Origin of the sequence: Lactobacillus kitasatonis DSM 16761 = JCM 1039, from assembly GCF_000615285.1 — a bacterium.
GTDB lineage: Bacteria > Bacillota > Bacilli > Lactobacillales > Lactobacillaceae > Lactobacillus > Lactobacillus kitasatonis.
The window spans coordinates 61,796-76,862 of the sequence record NZ_BALU01000010.1; the positions used below are offsets into that span (position 1 = coordinate 61,796).

The 15,067-nt window shown below is 37.9% G+C and carries 11 protein-coding genes and 4 pseudogenes; 6 read left to right on the forward strand and 9 right to left on the reverse strand.

Features of this window, described 5'->3' with window-relative positions:
* Window positions 1–81: 81 nt before the first annotated feature.
* Together JCM1039_RS07355 and JCM1039_RS07360 are read right to left on the reverse strand one after the other, a co-directional pair.
* The gene (locus tag JCM1039_RS07355) at window positions 82–996 is read right to left on the reverse strand and encodes an HNH endonuclease (RefSeq protein WP_025015268.1); all 915 of its coding nucleotides are present in this window, start codon (window positions 994–996) and stop codon (window positions 82–84) included.
* On the reverse strand, window positions 997–1,641 hold the full coding sequence (locus tag JCM1039_RS07360) for a YfbR-like 5'-deoxynucleotidase (protein WP_013436958.1): 645 nt from the start codon (window positions 1,639–1,641) through the stop codon (window positions 997–999).
* A 223-nt stretch (window positions 1,642–1,864) separates the two neighbouring features.
* On the opposite strand from JCM1039_RS07360, the pseudogene JCM1039_RS11155 reads away from it, so the two are divergent.
* Window positions 1,865–3,084, forward strand: a pseudogene (locus JCM1039_RS11155) (L-lactate MFS transporter).
* A gap of 51 nt (window positions 3,085–3,135) precedes the next feature.
* On the opposite strand, the pseudogene JCM1039_RS11160 reads toward JCM1039_RS11155, so the two are convergent.
* From JCM1039_RS11160 to JCM1039_RS07400, 6 genes and pseudogenes are all read right to left on the reverse strand, one after another.
* Window positions 3,136–4,268 (reverse strand): annotated as a pseudogene (locus JCM1039_RS11160) (family 8 glycosyl hydrolase).
* A 9-nt stretch (window positions 4,269–4,277) separates the two neighbouring features.
* Window positions 4,278–5,584 (reverse strand): annotated as a pseudogene (locus JCM1039_RS11165) (glycosyltransferase family 2 protein).
* A 131-nt stretch (window positions 5,585–5,715) separates the two neighbouring features.
* Window positions 5,716–6,576, reverse strand: a complete 861-nt coding sequence (locus tag JCM1039_RS07385) for a hypothetical protein (RefSeq protein WP_025015269.1) — start codon at window positions 6,574–6,576, stop codon at window positions 5,716–5,718.
* Between the two features lie 102 nt (window positions 6,577–6,678).
* A complete protein-coding gene (locus tag JCM1039_RS12395) occupies window positions 6,679–6,819 on the reverse strand; it encodes a hypothetical protein (RefSeq protein ID WP_155830889.1) in 141 nt (46 codons plus the stop codon).
* A gap of 57 nt (window positions 6,820–6,876) precedes the next feature.
* Window positions 6,877–8,634, reverse strand: a complete 1,758-nt coding sequence (locus JCM1039_RS07395; protein ID WP_025015270.1) for a glycerophosphoryl diester phosphodiesterase membrane domain-containing protein — start codon at window positions 8,632–8,634, stop codon at window positions 6,877–6,879.
* 10 nt (window positions 8,635–8,644) lie between these two features.
* Entirely contained in the window at window positions 8,645–9,046 is a 402-nt protein-coding gene (locus JCM1039_RS07400) for an iron-sulfur cluster biosynthesis family protein (protein WP_025015271.1), read from the reverse strand.
* A gap of 197 nt (window positions 9,047–9,243) precedes the next feature.
* Here JCM1039_RS07400 and JCM1039_RS07405 point away from each other — a divergent pair, with 197 nt between their 5' ends.
* From JCM1039_RS07405 to htpX, 3 genes are all read left to right on the forward strand, one after another.
* Window positions 9,244–10,350 carry an SLC13 family permease gene (locus tag JCM1039_RS07405; RefSeq protein ID WP_025015272.1) on the forward strand — a complete coding sequence of 369 codons (1,107 nt, stop codon included), beginning with the start codon at window positions 9,244–9,246 and terminating at the stop codon, window positions 10,348–10,350.
* A 98-nt stretch (window positions 10,351–10,448) separates the two neighbouring features.
* The gene (locus tag JCM1039_RS07410; RefSeq protein ID WP_013436948.1) at window positions 10,449–11,009 is read left to right on the forward strand and encodes a LemA family protein; all 561 of its coding nucleotides are present in this window, start codon (window positions 10,449–10,451) and stop codon (window positions 11,007–11,009) included.
* An 11-nt stretch (window positions 11,010–11,020) separates the two neighbouring features.
* The gene (gene htpX / locus JCM1039_RS07415; RefSeq protein ID WP_025015273.1) at window positions 11,021–11,905 is read left to right on the forward strand and encodes a zinc metalloprotease HtpX; all 885 of its coding nucleotides are present in this window, start codon (window positions 11,021–11,023) and stop codon (window positions 11,903–11,905) included.
* Between the two features lie 43 nt (window positions 11,906–11,948).
* On the opposite strand, the gene JCM1039_RS07420 is transcribed toward htpX, so the two are convergent.
* Window positions 11,949–12,890 (reverse strand): helix-turn-helix domain-containing protein, encoded by a 942-nt coding sequence (locus JCM1039_RS07420; protein WP_025015274.1) that lies wholly within the window; start codon window positions 12,888–12,890, stop codon window positions 11,949–11,951.
* 164 nt (window positions 12,891–13,054) lie between these two features.
* Here JCM1039_RS07420 and JCM1039_RS11170 point away from each other — a divergent pair.
* Window positions 13,055–14,403: pseudogene (locus tag JCM1039_RS11170) on the forward strand (ATP-binding cassette domain-containing protein).
* A gap of 2 nt (window positions 14,404–14,405) precedes the next feature.
* Window positions 14,406–15,059, forward strand: a complete 654-nt coding sequence (locus JCM1039_RS07430; protein WP_025015275.1) for an energy-coupling factor transporter transmembrane component T family protein — start codon at window positions 14,406–14,408, stop codon at window positions 15,057–15,059.
* Window positions 15,060–15,067 lie beyond the last annotated feature (8 nt).

The window sequence follows — 15,067 nt, forward strand, 5'->3', positions numbered from 1 at the left end:
CATTCCTATATGGGGATGATCTTTTTAAAACTCATTTTTTATTTTGAATTGAGTTTACAAAAAATAGCGCTTTTTTACGTTTTAAATAATATCCTTATTTTCCTTAATGCGAGCTAATCTCCAGCCCGTATCAAAATACGTCTTGCGCGTTTGACGCAAATCATCATAATCACTTTGTAAACTATCAATGGCATCCTGTAAGCTCTTATTTTGCTTTCTAATCGCATTTAGCTCAGGATCATTGATCACGCCCTTAAGATGTACTTGAGCCGCTAAATAGCGCCGACGATGCTCAAATTCTTCTCTCAAAGTACCCAGTGCATCTTCATACTTAACTAGCTTTTTATTGATCTCAGAAATTTGATCATTCAGTTGAATAAACAACTTATAAGGCATATCCGACTTAATTCGATTGCATTCCGCACAAGCTAAAGTTAAATTATCTAAGCTGTTGTTGTGACTAAGAGAAACAGGATCCTTATGATCTACGCTGCGGCCACGTCTGCCGCAATATTGGCAGCGGTATTTATACTTGGCCCGAATGCGTTCACGATCAATAAAATCAACTTCGTTTAACTGGAAATTGATCTCCAAATCCATTTCTTTTAAATTTTGCTCAAAAGTTACGCCTTGGTTAGGCACATAATTAAGCTTGCCATCTTCGCTTTTAATTACCGCCAAATTCAAATCAGACCTTTTAATCTGTTGGCGGGCGATTTCATTGCCATCATAATCTTGTAAAAAGGCCTCGTATTTTTTACGGTCCTTTTTATTTTTCACAATAAAACCTGATTGATCTTGTTTCTTTGCACCGACAAACGTGTAAAGCAAGCTTTGAGCAAAAGTTGCGACCGCATCATTTGCGTAATCTTCCGGATTCAGGTTGCGCGTGATACAAATGTCGCAAATACTGGTCAACTTAGGATTCATTAACCCCTCTTGCTTAAAATGCAAAGAGTCCATGCGCAGCCCGCATGAACTACATTGAAATTTCACCTAATCATCCCCTAACAATAGAATGCTAAAAGCTATTCGTTGCATCTTATCCTTTCCCGCGAAATCACCTTTAAAAAGATCTGGCAAAATTTTCTTAATAAAGTATTGTACGCAAACTAAATCGTCGAACTTCTTGATCGTTTCAAGACTTTCCTTGAACATTTGCATATAAACCGGGTTCGGATTACCTAATTCGATTTCTCCATAAGCTTCATATAACAAATCTAATTTATCACAGATTGATAAAATTTTACCCTCTAAAGTATCATCTTTGCCTTCTGAGAGACGTTTAGTATAAATTTCTTGAAATTCTTCTGGAATCTCATCCTTAATGAACTTGGTGGTCATTGTTTCTTCAACGTCACCAATCATCTTTCTAAGTTGAGGAGTAGCGTATTTAACTGGTGTCTTAATATCACCGATGAAACGTTCAGTATAATCGTGATTCAAACTCTTTTCGTAAAGGGCCTTCCAATTGATCTTCTTATTGCCGTGAACTTCTTCGATATCACCCATCATTTGTGCGAGTTCAGCTGTTCTGAAGCAGTGATCAGCTACTGAGTGGTGGTGGTACTTGAAGTAACCTGGTGCGCGATCGATTGACTCTAAACTGTTAAAACCTTGAATGTATGCATTTAATCCCATTTTTTGTCCTCCTCTTAAAAATTTATTGCTAAAAATGTTTAAAAATTTTTACTATGTTAACAAAAATCAAAATGAGTTGCAAATATAGCTGGATTTTGGCAGTATTGTTTGTGTTTTATATAAAGTATTTCTCTTGACAGATAATAATTAATAACGTATCTTTTAGATAATTAATAATTATTTAGTTTCATCAATATTTGTTCTTGTTTTATGGAGGGGATCAATGATAAAAACTAGAAATAGATACGTTATCGCCTCAGCCGGGATCACACTGCATTTAATGATCGGCGGCGTCTATGCCTGGAGCGTTTTTACCGGTCCGATTGTTAAACAAACAGGTTGGGCAGAAACCTCCGTTTCTTTTGCCTTTAGTTTAGCTATTTTCTTTTTAGGGATGTCAGCAGCCTTTATGGGACGTTTAGTTGAAAAGTTCGGACCCACAATCACTGGTACAATTTCTAGTGTTTGTTACGGTTTGGGTGTCTTTTTAACTGGGATTGCAATTAGCAACCAACAACTATGGCTACTTTACTTAGCTTATGGTGTAATCGGCGGATTAGGCCTTGGAGCAGGTTACGTAACTCCTGTTTCTACAATCATCCGCTGGTTTCCGGACAAGCGTGGCCTAGCTACCGGTTTAGCATCATGGGCTTTGGCTTTGCGGCTTTATTGACGGGTCCAATTGCTCAAACTCTAATGGCAAGTTTTGGTGTTTCCAGAACCTTTTATATTTTAGGTATCTTTTATTTTCTGGTCATGATTATAGCTGCCCAATTTATTAAAAAACCGCGTCAAAATGAATTGCCAAAAGCAGTGATCAAAAAAGCAAGTCATTTCAGCCTAACTGGTCAAAACATGACAGCTAACGAAGCAGTCAGAACCCCAATGTTTTGGTCATTATGGTTCATGTTTTTCATCAATATCACTACCGGTATTGCCCTAGTGTCTGCCGCTTCGCCAATGGCACAGTCGATGACAAACATGACAGCAAATACCGCTGCCATAATGGTCGGTATCCTAGGTTTATTCAACGGTTTTGGTCGTTTAATTTGGGCAACTTTATCAGACTATATTGGTAGGCCTAGAACTTACAGCGCCATCTTTATTTTGGATATCGCCATGTTAATCACCTTAATCTTGTGCAAAGTACCCGTGATTTTTGCTCTTGCCCTTTGCCTACTCTTATCATGTTACGGTGCTGGCTTTTCAGTAATTCCAGTATATTTAGGCGACGTTTTTGGTACTCGTGAATTAGGAGCAATTCATGGATATGTCTTAACGGCATGGGCCGCAGCGGGAATGGTAGGTCCAATTTTGTTATCCTACACTCACCAAATACTGCACAACTACTTTGTGACCCTAGTCGTCTTCATCGTCATCGATCTTTTAGCTCTAATTGTTTCCCTAGCTTTGCAACGAGCATTTGCCGGGATGCAAGAATAAGTGAATAAATAAAAACAAAAATAAAAAAAGTCCCACTTTTGTGGGATTTTTTTATAGCTTATCAGCATCTAAAGCAGCCATTGTCGTCAATGCGGCATCATAATAATTATTTCCCGGTAAATGACGCGTAAAAATATACTGCTGAGACATGAACAAATCGTCATAGCCTTCATTTCGATTGAACGATACGGCATCGAAAATCGGCGCACTGAAGCTGGCAGACTGGTACTTGTTTAATGGCTTACCTTTTAGAGTATAGCCTGCTGTTATGGTGTTTTGCTTACTAAAGAATTTAAGCATCCTCTTTAAAGTGTTCTGTGCTGAGCGATCATTGCATCCCGCCAGCATCATCGGAACACGACAAGCATTAGCAGAATAGCAGCCATCATTTTCCGTTGAAATAGTCTTAGGCTTAACCGGTTTGGCGTCATTTTTGCTTACCCAAGCAAAATCAGGCACTAAGCCAGTTTTATTTTGATGACTGAGCTGGTTAAGTCGCTTAAGCATCGTATTTTTGATCACGAGCCAGCGCTTATCATCTGTTTCTTGATAAAAGTTGTCGAAGAATTCCGGCATCACATCAGAAGTCCGCATTAAATTGTAGTATTTGGACTTCGAATCAGCCAGTCTCCGACAGTCAGCGTTTCAGTATCAGGATTATACTCATAGCGCAAAATATCTTGCAAAATAGCATGCGCTTCTTTTTGATACTTATCATCATGCCACTGCTTGCTGGCTAGTAATAATGCCTGGGCAATAAATAAGTCACCGTCTGTGGCACTATTTTTATTAATCGTCCAGTAACCATTATTTTCAACGGCACGCCAAGACATTAATGCTGTCTTGTCTTTATTAATCGTTTCGCGGTGCTTGAGATAAAAATTATTCAGTTGATCAAAATATTCTTTCTTGCTCCACTTTCCTTTAGCAGACAAAACAGCAATATACATGCCGTAGCCTTGCCCTTCAGATAGCGCGGTTCTGGTTTCTGTTTTTGGCGTCGTATCAATAAAACTCTCTTGTTTATTAACTTTAACAACGTAATCTTTGTGCCATTGTCTATAAAAATTGTGGCGCAATTGGCTACTGTTTTGCAATCGTACATATGCCATAATCCCTGAAAAAATAGCGATAACCACTATAAAATACAGGGATAAATGATGATTATGATTTAGTCTCTTCATTTTTCTTCCTTAATCGGCAAATCTCTTCGTCTTGACCCACTTAGCACTATCACGGTGGAACAATCTATCGGCCGTAACTGAACATACTGCATGAACGGAAACTACGATAAACAATTGCGAATATGAGAAATATGAGGCCAAGGCTAGCCAAATTTGCCCAGTAGTTGCCTGACCAAACTGCGTACACATGGCCGCATAAATTTGCAAAATATAAAGCAAAATCATCAGTAGCCAATTAAGCAACAAAATCTGTGCCAGCAAGATGTTACTTGAAGTAATTGTGAATGGCAATTGCACTCCTGGCTTCCAAATGTGGACGATCATTGCAATCACATTGGCTAAGAAAATAATATCAGACAAAATAATTGCGGCATTAAACCAGAAGAAAGTACATGAGTAATAAAACGTTTCTAGTTTTACGCGCCAATCGCTTCGATCAAACAAGTGCTTGAAGTTGTTGATGACCACTTCGTAGTTACCTTTAGCCCATCGCAAACGCTGGAAGTAATAGTCTTTCAATCTTTCTGGTTCTTGCTGGAAAGCTTCAGAGTTATAAGCCAGTGCAATCAATTTGCCTGAGCCCATAATCTTAAAGGAAATATCGGTATCTTCGGTCAAGGCACCATTACGCCAGCCACCGATTGATTCTACATATTCTTTATTAATAATGAAATTAGTACCTGGAATTCGGCCAATTTTGAATAATTGCCAAATACCGCAGTGTTGAATTCGCTGCGTTACAACGATCTCTTGGTTGATACATCTAGTTAAAAAGTTCTGCTTAGCGTTACGCGTTTTATTTCTACCAAAAGCCGCCATATAACGCTTAGGATTTTTCAACACTTTTCGAACTAAAAAGTACAGTGCATTGCTTTCAGGCATGGCATCTGCATCATAAACGCCTAGGTATTCACCGTGAGCAATTTTCAAGCATCGTTTAAAACTCCGGCCTTACCACCGGTACCAGTTCGTCTAATTACTTTAGCGTTACGATTTTTAAATCTTTCTTCTGCTAAAACACTGTCTAGAACATCTGCAGTATGGTCCTCACAGTTATCCGCGTAAAATAAGACTTCTAATTTATCCTTAGGATAATTAAGATTCAAAATTGCTGTCGCCGTATTTTCAATTACCAATTCTTCGTTATGGGCTGGGACAACGATCGTCACTTTAGGATAACGAGGAAGCGGTGTGATTTTAACTAAAACCTTGCTGTGCTTTAGCCAAAATGCAATTGCCCCACTTAGAGTAACCATCGACATGAGCAGCGATAGCCAAATCGAAATCAACGTAATTATCTGCATTACATCACTCATTGTCATTCTTCCTCTTCGATTTAATTAAAGTCTGTTCTACATTACTTAAAATTTTTAATGTACAAAAGAAAATGATGAAAAAGTAGATGATAAAAATCAACGTAATGCCAACTGCCAAAAAGTAAAACCAATTAGTCATTTTGATCAGCCTTCAAATATTCCACAATGATATCTGTTTCTAGGCCTCGTTCCAAATGCTTAAGGAGCTTGTCCAGATCAGAAAACTTTTCACAGTTTTGCAAGTCTACTCTCTGAGTTGCTACCTTAAGCGTCAACGGAATTCCGGTATCCAATTTTTGCAAAGCAATGTAAGCTTGCTCATCTAATTCCTTATACATCTCATCTGTAACTCTAGGTGAAAGGATCAAGAATTTACCATCGCCAGTGTAATAGATACACTCGCATCTTAGGCGTGTCTCCTTTAAAATCTTGGCAATCTCACGTAATAACTTGGCATGATATCGTGGATGGTGCTCTTCGACTTGTTGGTGATGTTCCCAACTGATCAATTCCGCATTAACCCAAATATTCATGTCAGGGTAACGTTTCATCTTTCTCAGATAATCTTCATAAAATTTACTTGCATTGCAATAAGTCTGCAGCTTCACGTTTAAATCATAGTGGCCTATCAAGCGCTTAGCATAGCTTTCACGACCAGAGACAATACCCCAGTCCAAAATATAGTGTCGCACTACACTTAATAAACTTGCTTCAACCGGAAAGGCAATAATCAAGAATGTCTTTTCAGTACTTGCCATTACCACATACCCCAGCAGCAAAAAAGCAACTGCGACTGTAGTCAAAATAATAATCAGCCAACTAACTAAGTAACTAGCTGAAAATAGGCCAACGAAGATTGCTAATACAAAAATCATTAACAAACCGTTAATCACGTTAATTTGGAAAGAATCCGCTAGCCAAAATGTAATAATTGGAAAAAGCAGTGCTGCCAGCAGTGCAAAATATACTAATCTAATATATTTTTTATTCATAACCTAACCTTCTCAAAACTCCCATTGCATGAAAAAAGGCTACTAAAAAAGCTAACGCTCTCTTAGTAGCCATTCTCTATTTCTTAATTTTAAAAAACGAAATTACTTGTTTTCGTCTTTTACGGCCTTGTTAAGAAATGCAACAACTGCTGCTACGTGAGCAACACGCTTCTTTGCGTTTTTCTTGTTCTTAGGTCTTTGGTTTGGTTCACAACCAGTGTTGTAATTTTCACCTTTACGCATATGCTATACTTCCTTTCAGATTTCGAAATCTAGTATAGTTTACCATGATCAAACGTGTTAATCAAGTATAGGAAAGGCAGTCATGTAATTTAAGAGTCGTTCCGCATAACTTTTACGCCCTTCAAAGTCTTCAATCGTAGTATTTAATTTAGCCACATCATCGGTAATAACGCCATCGACGTGTTCATACATCATCTTTTTCATTTCGGCAGTATTATTGACTGTCCAAGCATATACCACGTGATTTTGTAAATGAGCTTGCCAAATGAAATCAGAAGTTAAAGTAGAATATTCCATGGAATAGCCATCAGCCGCACTGTGCGGATAAGTTAGGTTGTAAGGCTGAATATATAAAACTGGGATTTTTGAATTAAGCTGCTGCATTTTTTTGACAGCAGTGTAATCAAGCGACTGCACTTGGTACTTATTCCTCAAAATTATTTGACCGTACTTTTTATTAAAGTTCGCCACAAAGTTCTTGGAATCATGCTGTGTAGTCTTAATCTCTATCAGCAATTTTTGCTTTAACTTTTTAGCGGCTTTTATATATTGATCTAGACTAACAACCTTGCCACGATGGCCATCTTCTTTAGCAGTTAACTGAGTTAATTGTTTTACGGTTAAATCCTTCGGCTCTTTGTCTACCCCTGTCAGCTTTTTCAGATTTTCATCGTGTATAATGATAAATTGATTATCTTTAGTTTCATGGACATCAATTTCTACATAGTCCGGCTTAAATTTGGCTGTCTTCTTTAAAGCCTCGATCGTGTTTTGCACACCATTTTTATCATTTACTCCCCTATGGGAAATGGTGACTGGCGCATGATCGTCTATCCCCGTCAGATAAAAAACATTCTCGACTCCGTTGACGATTATGGCAAAGATCCAGATAATCATGATTGGTGTCACGATTGCTTTATTGTGGGATGCATTAGGTAATTTTTCCTCTTTTGTGGTAATTTTAATTATAATTAAAAATAATAGTGAAATAGCACTAGTCCAGATCAGCAGTAGTTCACTGATCACTTGAAAGAGTGATAGATTTATCGTAGCTAGTATTAAGGCTAATTCCTTGGGAAATATGTCCCATAATAGCTGCAGTAAATATGCCAGCACGCTGTTAATTACCATGGCCAAAATAGCGATTATTCCCAAGGTAATAAAGAAGCCCAATACCTTGCGCCAACTCTTTTTCATTAAACTGGCGCTTTTCTTCATTGCCTCTCTAGTGGTTGTTTTATCCAGCACCATAATCGGCAAAGTGAATAAAAAGTGAAGTGCAAAAATAAAAATCACGACATAAAAGACAACTAAAATCGTCAGTAAAATCGAATCTCGCGTCATGTAGTCCACAATAAACTGTGGGATTTTTAGCTTGGCTAAAAGTGGCGTTCTAAAGACAATATTGGCAAAAGGTACAATTAACAAAAAATAAATTGCCAATAAAAGTAGTGAGCCTAATCGAAAGTGTTTCAAGCATTGCCCGTACTCACTGAGGCTCTCTTTTACATCAAATTGATTTTTGATCACCAAAATAAGCAGCGCAAATTGACTGTAAATGACAAATAGCAACGCAGCTAACTCAATTAGCAATGCTAAAGCCACAAAGGGATGCTTAGTTAAAATGATTTCTAAATTAGAAAGCGAAACAAACGGAATGGCACCCTTTTGCAGTACAAATGTAGTGATATAACGAAAAAACGGAATAAAAACAAACTGGTTCAATACACTAATGCCCGTAAAAAGGACTAAGTATTGTAACCAATTTTGTTTAAATTCCGCTGAAAAATCCTTTATTTCATTAATTGCTTTCATTACCCAATGATTAGCAAGTTTTACCCTCTTGCATTTCCTTCTTAGTTAATTCTTGCGGTGTGTATTTATCAATTGATACCGCCCCATCAAGAATGCCACTATCATCGGATAAACTCAATGTATAATTTCTTGCGTTTACTACTAGGCCACCTTCAAAGAAGCTAACTTCGTCTGGTGAAGTCCATAAATCAAAACCGGCATTGTTTTCTACTTTAATAGTATATTTAGGATCCTTTTCATCAAGAATCACGAATTGAAAGTTGGCACCAATTGTACAAGTACCACCAAGTCTTGAATACTTGTTTGAACCATCATTTAAAGCTAATAAAAGTAGCTTGTTTTCTGGATTTTTCTTTTCAATAATTTCTTTTGCTTCTGGTTTGATGTTAATTGAAATAGTTTCTTGTGTCATAGTTGTGTCCTCCTCTAATCTTTTACGTTTACTCATTTACTCAAGTATAGTATTTTTAAGCAAAATCACCTATTAAAATGCTCAAAAGTGGCCTAAATCTTTAGTTTTTTCAAATTTATCATTGCAAGCTATCCTAAAAAGGCTCAAAATGATACATAGGGTTTTTAGACGATTGTAATACGTAAGGGGGACCTTTTATGACCGTCTTAAAGAATATTGCTAAAGATAGAATTTTACAGATTACAGTTTTAATTACAGTAGTAAGTCTTTTTTTCGCTAGGCCGCGGTTAGCAGATATTAACTTTCACACTTTATGGTCTGTTGCCGCAATGCTGACGCTGATCCAGATCTATGCTTATTTGCACGTTCTGGATGTTTTAGCGTACAAACTTACGAGTATCGCAGATAATACGCGTAAGTTGAACATGCTATTCACGGTTTTAGCCGTTATCGCCGGTATGTTCTTAGGTAATGACATTACTGTATTAACTTTAATTCCACTTTATTTAAATATCGCTAAGCGCTACAAGCTGCCACAAATTTTGCCTGTTACTTTAATCGGTATGGGCGCAAACATTGGGGCCGCATTTACACCTTGGGGTAATCCCCACAACATCTTTTTAGTTAGTCGCTTCGATATTAGGCCACTAGTTTTCTTCAAATGGTCAGTACCTTACTTGATCATTTCAATGGCGATCATGATTTTGGTCTTCATGTTTATTCCGAAGAAAGAAATTCCGGTTCAAAAGACTGAACCAATTCGAATCAGCTGGCGTCCTACTATTATCACGACCGCTGTCTTTATCTTCTTCTTCTTTGGAGTTTTCAGAATCGTGAATATTGTTTGGCCAATGTTGATCGCAATTATCTTGGCACTAGCAATTAATCCAAGAATCATGCTTAAGATCGACTATGCGTTGCTCTTAACCTTCACTGGTTTCTTTATCTTTATCAGTGATATCCAACAGATTCCAGCAATCGTGAACTTGATTCATATAACTGTTCACTCTGAGAGCTCAACTTACTTCGCATCAATTCTTACTAGTCAAATTATGAGCAACGTTCCATCAACTATTTTGGTTGGTAAGTTCACTAATTATGCGCAAGCGTTGTTCCTTGGATCCAACATCGGTGGTTTTGGTTCCGCAATCGGTTCAATGGCCAACATGCTGGTAATTAAGACGTTCAACCAACACGCTACAGTCAGCCGCAAGAAGTTCTTTATTCAATGGACAATCATGCAATTTGCTGGCTTGATTATTTTGACAATCGTTGGTTTAGGATTGTTGATTTTCAGAATTTAAGAAATGAAAAAGAATGCTTTCAAAGCATTCTTTTTTATTGTCCAAAAGTATACAATCGACTAAAATTTAAATAATATAGTGTGGAGGAGGACACAAAAATGTCACCACTTTTATGGATAATTTTAGCTATCATCGTATTAATTGTGGCTATTTACATTACTGCCTACAACGGCTTGCAAAGAGCCAAAGTTTATACAGAAGAATCTTGGAGTCAAATCGACGTTCAATTGAAGCGCCGTAATGACTTGATTCCTAATTTGGTAGAAACTGTTAAGGGCTACGCTAAGCACGAAAGTGAAACGCTTGAAAAGGTTGTGCAATTACGCAACCAATTAACTGAAATCCCTGCTGGCGATCACGAAGAAACTTTGAAGGTTTCTAACCAAATTACTGACTCATTAAAGACAATTTTTGCCTTATCAGAAAATTACCCTGACTTAAAGGCCAACCAAAACTTCTTAAGCTTGCAAGAAGAATTGACCAACACTGAAAACAAGATTGCCTACTCACGTCAACTTTACAACTCAAGTGCTGCTCAATACGACCAAAAGCTTTTGACCTTCCCATCAAATATTGTAGCTAAGATTCACCACTTCACTAAGGTTGACTACTTAGAAACACCAAAGGAAGAAAAAGAAGCACCAAAGGTTAAGTTTTAAAGGATACGAAAATGCTATACCAACAAATTACACGTAATAAACGCAAAACTGTAGTGGTTATGGCTGCCTTCGTTATCATCTTAACTTTAGTCGGAGCAGGTTTTGGCTATTTATTCAGCAATACGCCATGGACGGGAATTTTTATTGCTTTAATCGGTAGTTTGATCTATCTCTTTTTAGTAATGCGCGATCCTGCCAACATGGTAATGAGTTTAAACCATGCTCAAGAAATTCACGAACAAGACAATCCGCAGCTTTGGCATATCGTAGAAGATATGGCAATGGTGGGCCGCGTGCCTATGCCCCGCGTTTTTATCATTAATGATCCTAGTCCTAATGCCTTTGCGACGGGCCGAGATCCCGATCACAGCGCCGTAGCGGTTACGCAAGGATTATTAGACATGATGGATCGTGAAGAACTGGAAGGCGTATTAGGACACGAGATTTCCCATATTAGAAATTACGACATCCGTTTATCAACGATTGCTGTTGTCCTGGTTGGGGTAATTTCATTTCTTTCAGGTCTTGCTAGCCACTTCATTTGGTTTGGCGGCGGCAGTGATGACGACGATGACAATAACAATGCTTTTGAGATGATCTTTAAAGTTGTTGCGATTGTCTTTGTTTTGATCTTAGGTCCATTATCTGCATCCCTAGCCCAAATGGCACTTTCCAGAAACCGTGAATTTTTAGCAGATGCTAGTTCCGTCGAATTAACCAGAAATCCGCAAGGACTCATTTCTGCTTTAGAAAAAATTGAAGGCAGTCAGCCAATGAAACAAGCCGATCGCTCAAGTAGCGGCATGTATATCGAAAATCCATTTAAACATACTGGCAGTCTTTTTGATACGCACCCACCTACAGCCGAGCGAATTAAACGTCTACAACAAATGTAATAAAAAAAGAATCCGGAATTTCCGGATTCTTTTTTAGTTTTAGCTACTTCAAATTGATATTTGCTTGTCTAAACAATTCTTCTCGCATGGCAGCAGGTGTCATGTGATAATATTGATTAAATTTCTTGTAGAAGAATGACTTGCTTGAATATCCAACTCGTCCAATAATTTCCTTAAGTGAAATATCAGGTTGAGCAAGGAGTTCGCGTGCCTCTTGCATTCTTCTTTCATCAACATGATCGACAAAACTCTTGCCTGTTTTTGCCTTAACCATGTTTGAGAAATAATTTGGATTGAAGCCAAAATACTTAGCAGCGTCAGCTAGCGATACATCTGCAAAATGTGCATCAATATAATTATCTAATGACTTCTTTTCGAATTTAGTCTTGTCTAAATTAGTTGGAGTAGCCATTCGCTGGGTTCTAATCGAAATGATTAGCATTACGGTCAATTCGGCCTGAATTAAGGCCTTAGCAAATAAATCATTGTTCAAATAACCGCCGATAATGTGTTGCATTATTTGGGATGCACGAGTTATTTGATTGTTCTTTAGCCACAATACGTGTTCATTGCCAAGGCTATCAATAATTTGTTCAATAACCTTGCTTTCACGCTTTCCTTTGTAACTAAAGTACTTGAAGTATTCACGATAGACAAAACCTGGCTTAAACTTTAACTTAACAAGGACTGAGTCTTCTTTTTGACTCTTGACCTCATACTTCCATCCCTCTGTTAACAGAAGCACGTTACCAGACTTCATGGTAATGATCTTTTCACCACTCTTAATTGTCACAGTACCTTTAGCAACATAGAGTATTGTTGATACATCCATCTGATAACGGTGGATTCCAGTATTATGATTTTCAAGGTAGATAGTAAACAGATCAAAATCTGGATTTCCTGCTTCTAGCTTTATTTCATTCCTGTCTGTTGAATTCGACTTTAATATGCTAGCCAGATATTGGTCCAAAGCAACAGCTGCCATATCCATGTCCACCTTCCATACAATAAATCAAATTATAGTACTATTATAGCTATATTATAATGCATTATTATAAGCTATTTGATTACAAATTCGACCATCTTTATAGTGAAAAAATTTCTTTTACAAATTAGACAGTCAAAAAATCATCTTGTACAATCAGAATTATGATAGTAACACTAAATAATATTACTTTTTCCTATGAAAAAGAACCTATAATCCAAAATTTATCATTAAAAATTCCGGCAGGCTTCTCACTACTGATAGGACCTACGGGCTGCGGCAAATCCACGCTGCTTAAAATTATTGCGGGCCTCTACCCTAAATATGCGGGCAAATTGACTGGCACCGTGGAATTAAATGGGCAAAAAACAGCATGATGTTTCAGAATGCGGCTGAGCAGTTTACGATGGCGACCCCACGTGAAGAGATCGTTTTTGCCTTGGAAAATTTGCAAGTTGAGCAAAAGGACTACGAAAAAAGATTAGCTAAAGCAATAGAATTTACACAAATTTCGGACCTACTTGATCAGAAGATCAATACCATGTCGGGTGGCCAGCAACAACGTGTAGCTTTAGCTGTTTTACTCGCTATGAACGTGGACGTGCTTTTGCTTGATGAGCCTTTTGCCAGCTGCGATCCAGATGCACGGAGCTTTTTAATCAGCAAATTGGCTTTACTGGCTAAAAATGGCAAGACCATCATCTTGAGTGACCACGTTTTAGATGATTATGAGCAGGTCTGTGATCATTTATTTGAGTTTAAAGCTAAAACTGCGCAGGAATTGTCAGCTGATGAAAAGGAAAAAATATTTATACAAAATAAGCAAATGCATGAACACGAATGTTCATTTTCTTTGCCAACCGGTCAGCCAATTTTCACCTTAAAAAGCGTGCAGATTACGCAAAATAAATTGTTGCTTAAGCAAGCTGATCTAAATCTTTATTCAAAGAGCACTTTGATCACTGGACCTAACGGCGTGGGCAAAACATCCCTGTTTAAGGCGATGACGAAGATGATTCCTTATAGTGGGAGTTTTACTTACCATGATCATGAAATAGCTAAATTGCATCAACGTAAGTATTTAGCTCAAGTTGCGCAAGTCTTTCAAAAGGCAACGGATCAGTTTTTGACCGTGACTGTAAAAGATGAACTCAAGCTCAGTAAGAAAGATCGCAATAGCTTTTTTACGGACCAAAAAATAGAGGAATGGTTGGATAAATTGGGACTAGCTAATCACTTGGATCAGGTCGTTTATACCTTGTCAGGCGGTCAACAAAAAAAGTTGCAAATTTTACTACTACTCATGACCAAACATGATGTACTTTTAATCGATGAACCACTCAGTGGTCTAGATCATAAGTCTGTAAAGCTGGTGTTGAACCTAATGCGAGAAAGCCAAGAGAGGCTCCAGCAGACGTTTTTAATCATCAGCCATCAGATAGACGAGTTAGCTGATTTCTGCTCTTATCGCCTTATTTTTGACCAGCAGCAGCTTAAATACGTGGAGAAGTAACTATGAATCCCAGTTTAAAATTTATCTTAGCTTTTATTGTTTCGCTGGAAATATCGTTAAAAGCTAGTTTAACTACCAACATTTTAGTAATTGCGTTTGCGTTAGTTTATTTACTGGTCACTAAGACTAAACTCAAAGAATTGCTTTTACTGATCATTTTGCCCTTCATCGCGGCCTTTACGATCTTTGCGACGCTTTATTGGTTCTCGCCTACGCCAGACCCCTATTATGCCTGGAATTTATCAACTCGTGTCTACGTTTATACGTTGACGATTGCCTGCATGACTCGTAAAGTCACTGCGACGGATTTTGCTCGTTCGCTGGAACGAAATTTGCACCTGCCGAGCAAGTTTGCGTACGGCGTTTTGGCAGCGATCAATATCATTCCGAAGATGCGCATGGCGGTTAAACAGATCCGTACTTCGGCAATGATGCGCGGGATGTACCTCAGCTTTTGGTCACCAGTTCTTTATTTTAAGGCGATCTTAGTTGCGCTAAATTCAGCCGATAATCTGGCCCAAGGCATGGAATCGCACGGCTATGTTGAGAATCAAAAAAGATCTACAATAGTGGCAATTCCACTGACTAAAAAAGATTGGTTGATCTTTTTTACATTGCTAATTTTGGTAAATATCTCATTATTTTGTTTTAAGTAGGTGAAAAA

Excerpts from the sequence above, each read along its gene's own strand:
- JCM1039_RS07400 (WP_025015271.1), bottom strand. The coding sequence starts at position 9,046 with ATGACACAAGAAACTATTTCAATTAACATCAAACCAGAAGCAAAAGAA.
- JCM1039_RS07385 (WP_025015269.1), bottom strand. The coding sequence starts at position 6,576 with ATGAATAAAAAATATATTAGATTAGTATATTTTGCACTGCTGGCAGCA.
- JCM1039_RS07420 (WP_025015274.1), bottom strand. The coding sequence starts at position 12,890 with ATGGCAGCTGTTGCTTTGGACCAATATCTGGCTAGCATATTAAAGTCG.
- JCM1039_RS07410 (WP_013436948.1), top strand. The coding sequence starts at position 10,449 with ATGTCACCACTTTTATGGATAATTTTAGCTATCATCGTATTAATTGTG.
- JCM1039_RS12395 (WP_155830889.1), bottom strand. The coding sequence starts at position 6,819 with ATGCGTAAAGGTGAAAATTACAACACTGGTTGTGAACCAAACCAAAGA.
- JCM1039_RS07405 (WP_025015272.1), top strand. The coding sequence starts at position 9,244 with ATGACCGTCTTAAAGAATATTGCTAAAGATAGAATTTTACAGATTACA.
- JCM1039_RS07395 (WP_025015270.1), bottom strand. The coding sequence starts at position 8,634 with ATGAAAGCAATTAATGAAATAAAGGATTTTTCAGCGGAATTTAAACAA.
- JCM1039_RS07430 (WP_025015275.1), top strand. The coding sequence starts at position 14,406 with ATGAATCCCAGTTTAAAATTTATCTTAGCTTTTATTGTTTCGCTGGAA.
- htpX (WP_025015273.1), top strand. The coding sequence starts at position 11,021 with ATGCTATACCAACAAATTACACGTAATAAACGCAAAACTGTAGTGGTT.
- JCM1039_RS07360 (WP_013436958.1), bottom strand. The coding sequence starts at position 1,641 with ATGGGATTAAATGCATACATTCAAGGTTTTAACAGTTTAGAGTCAATC.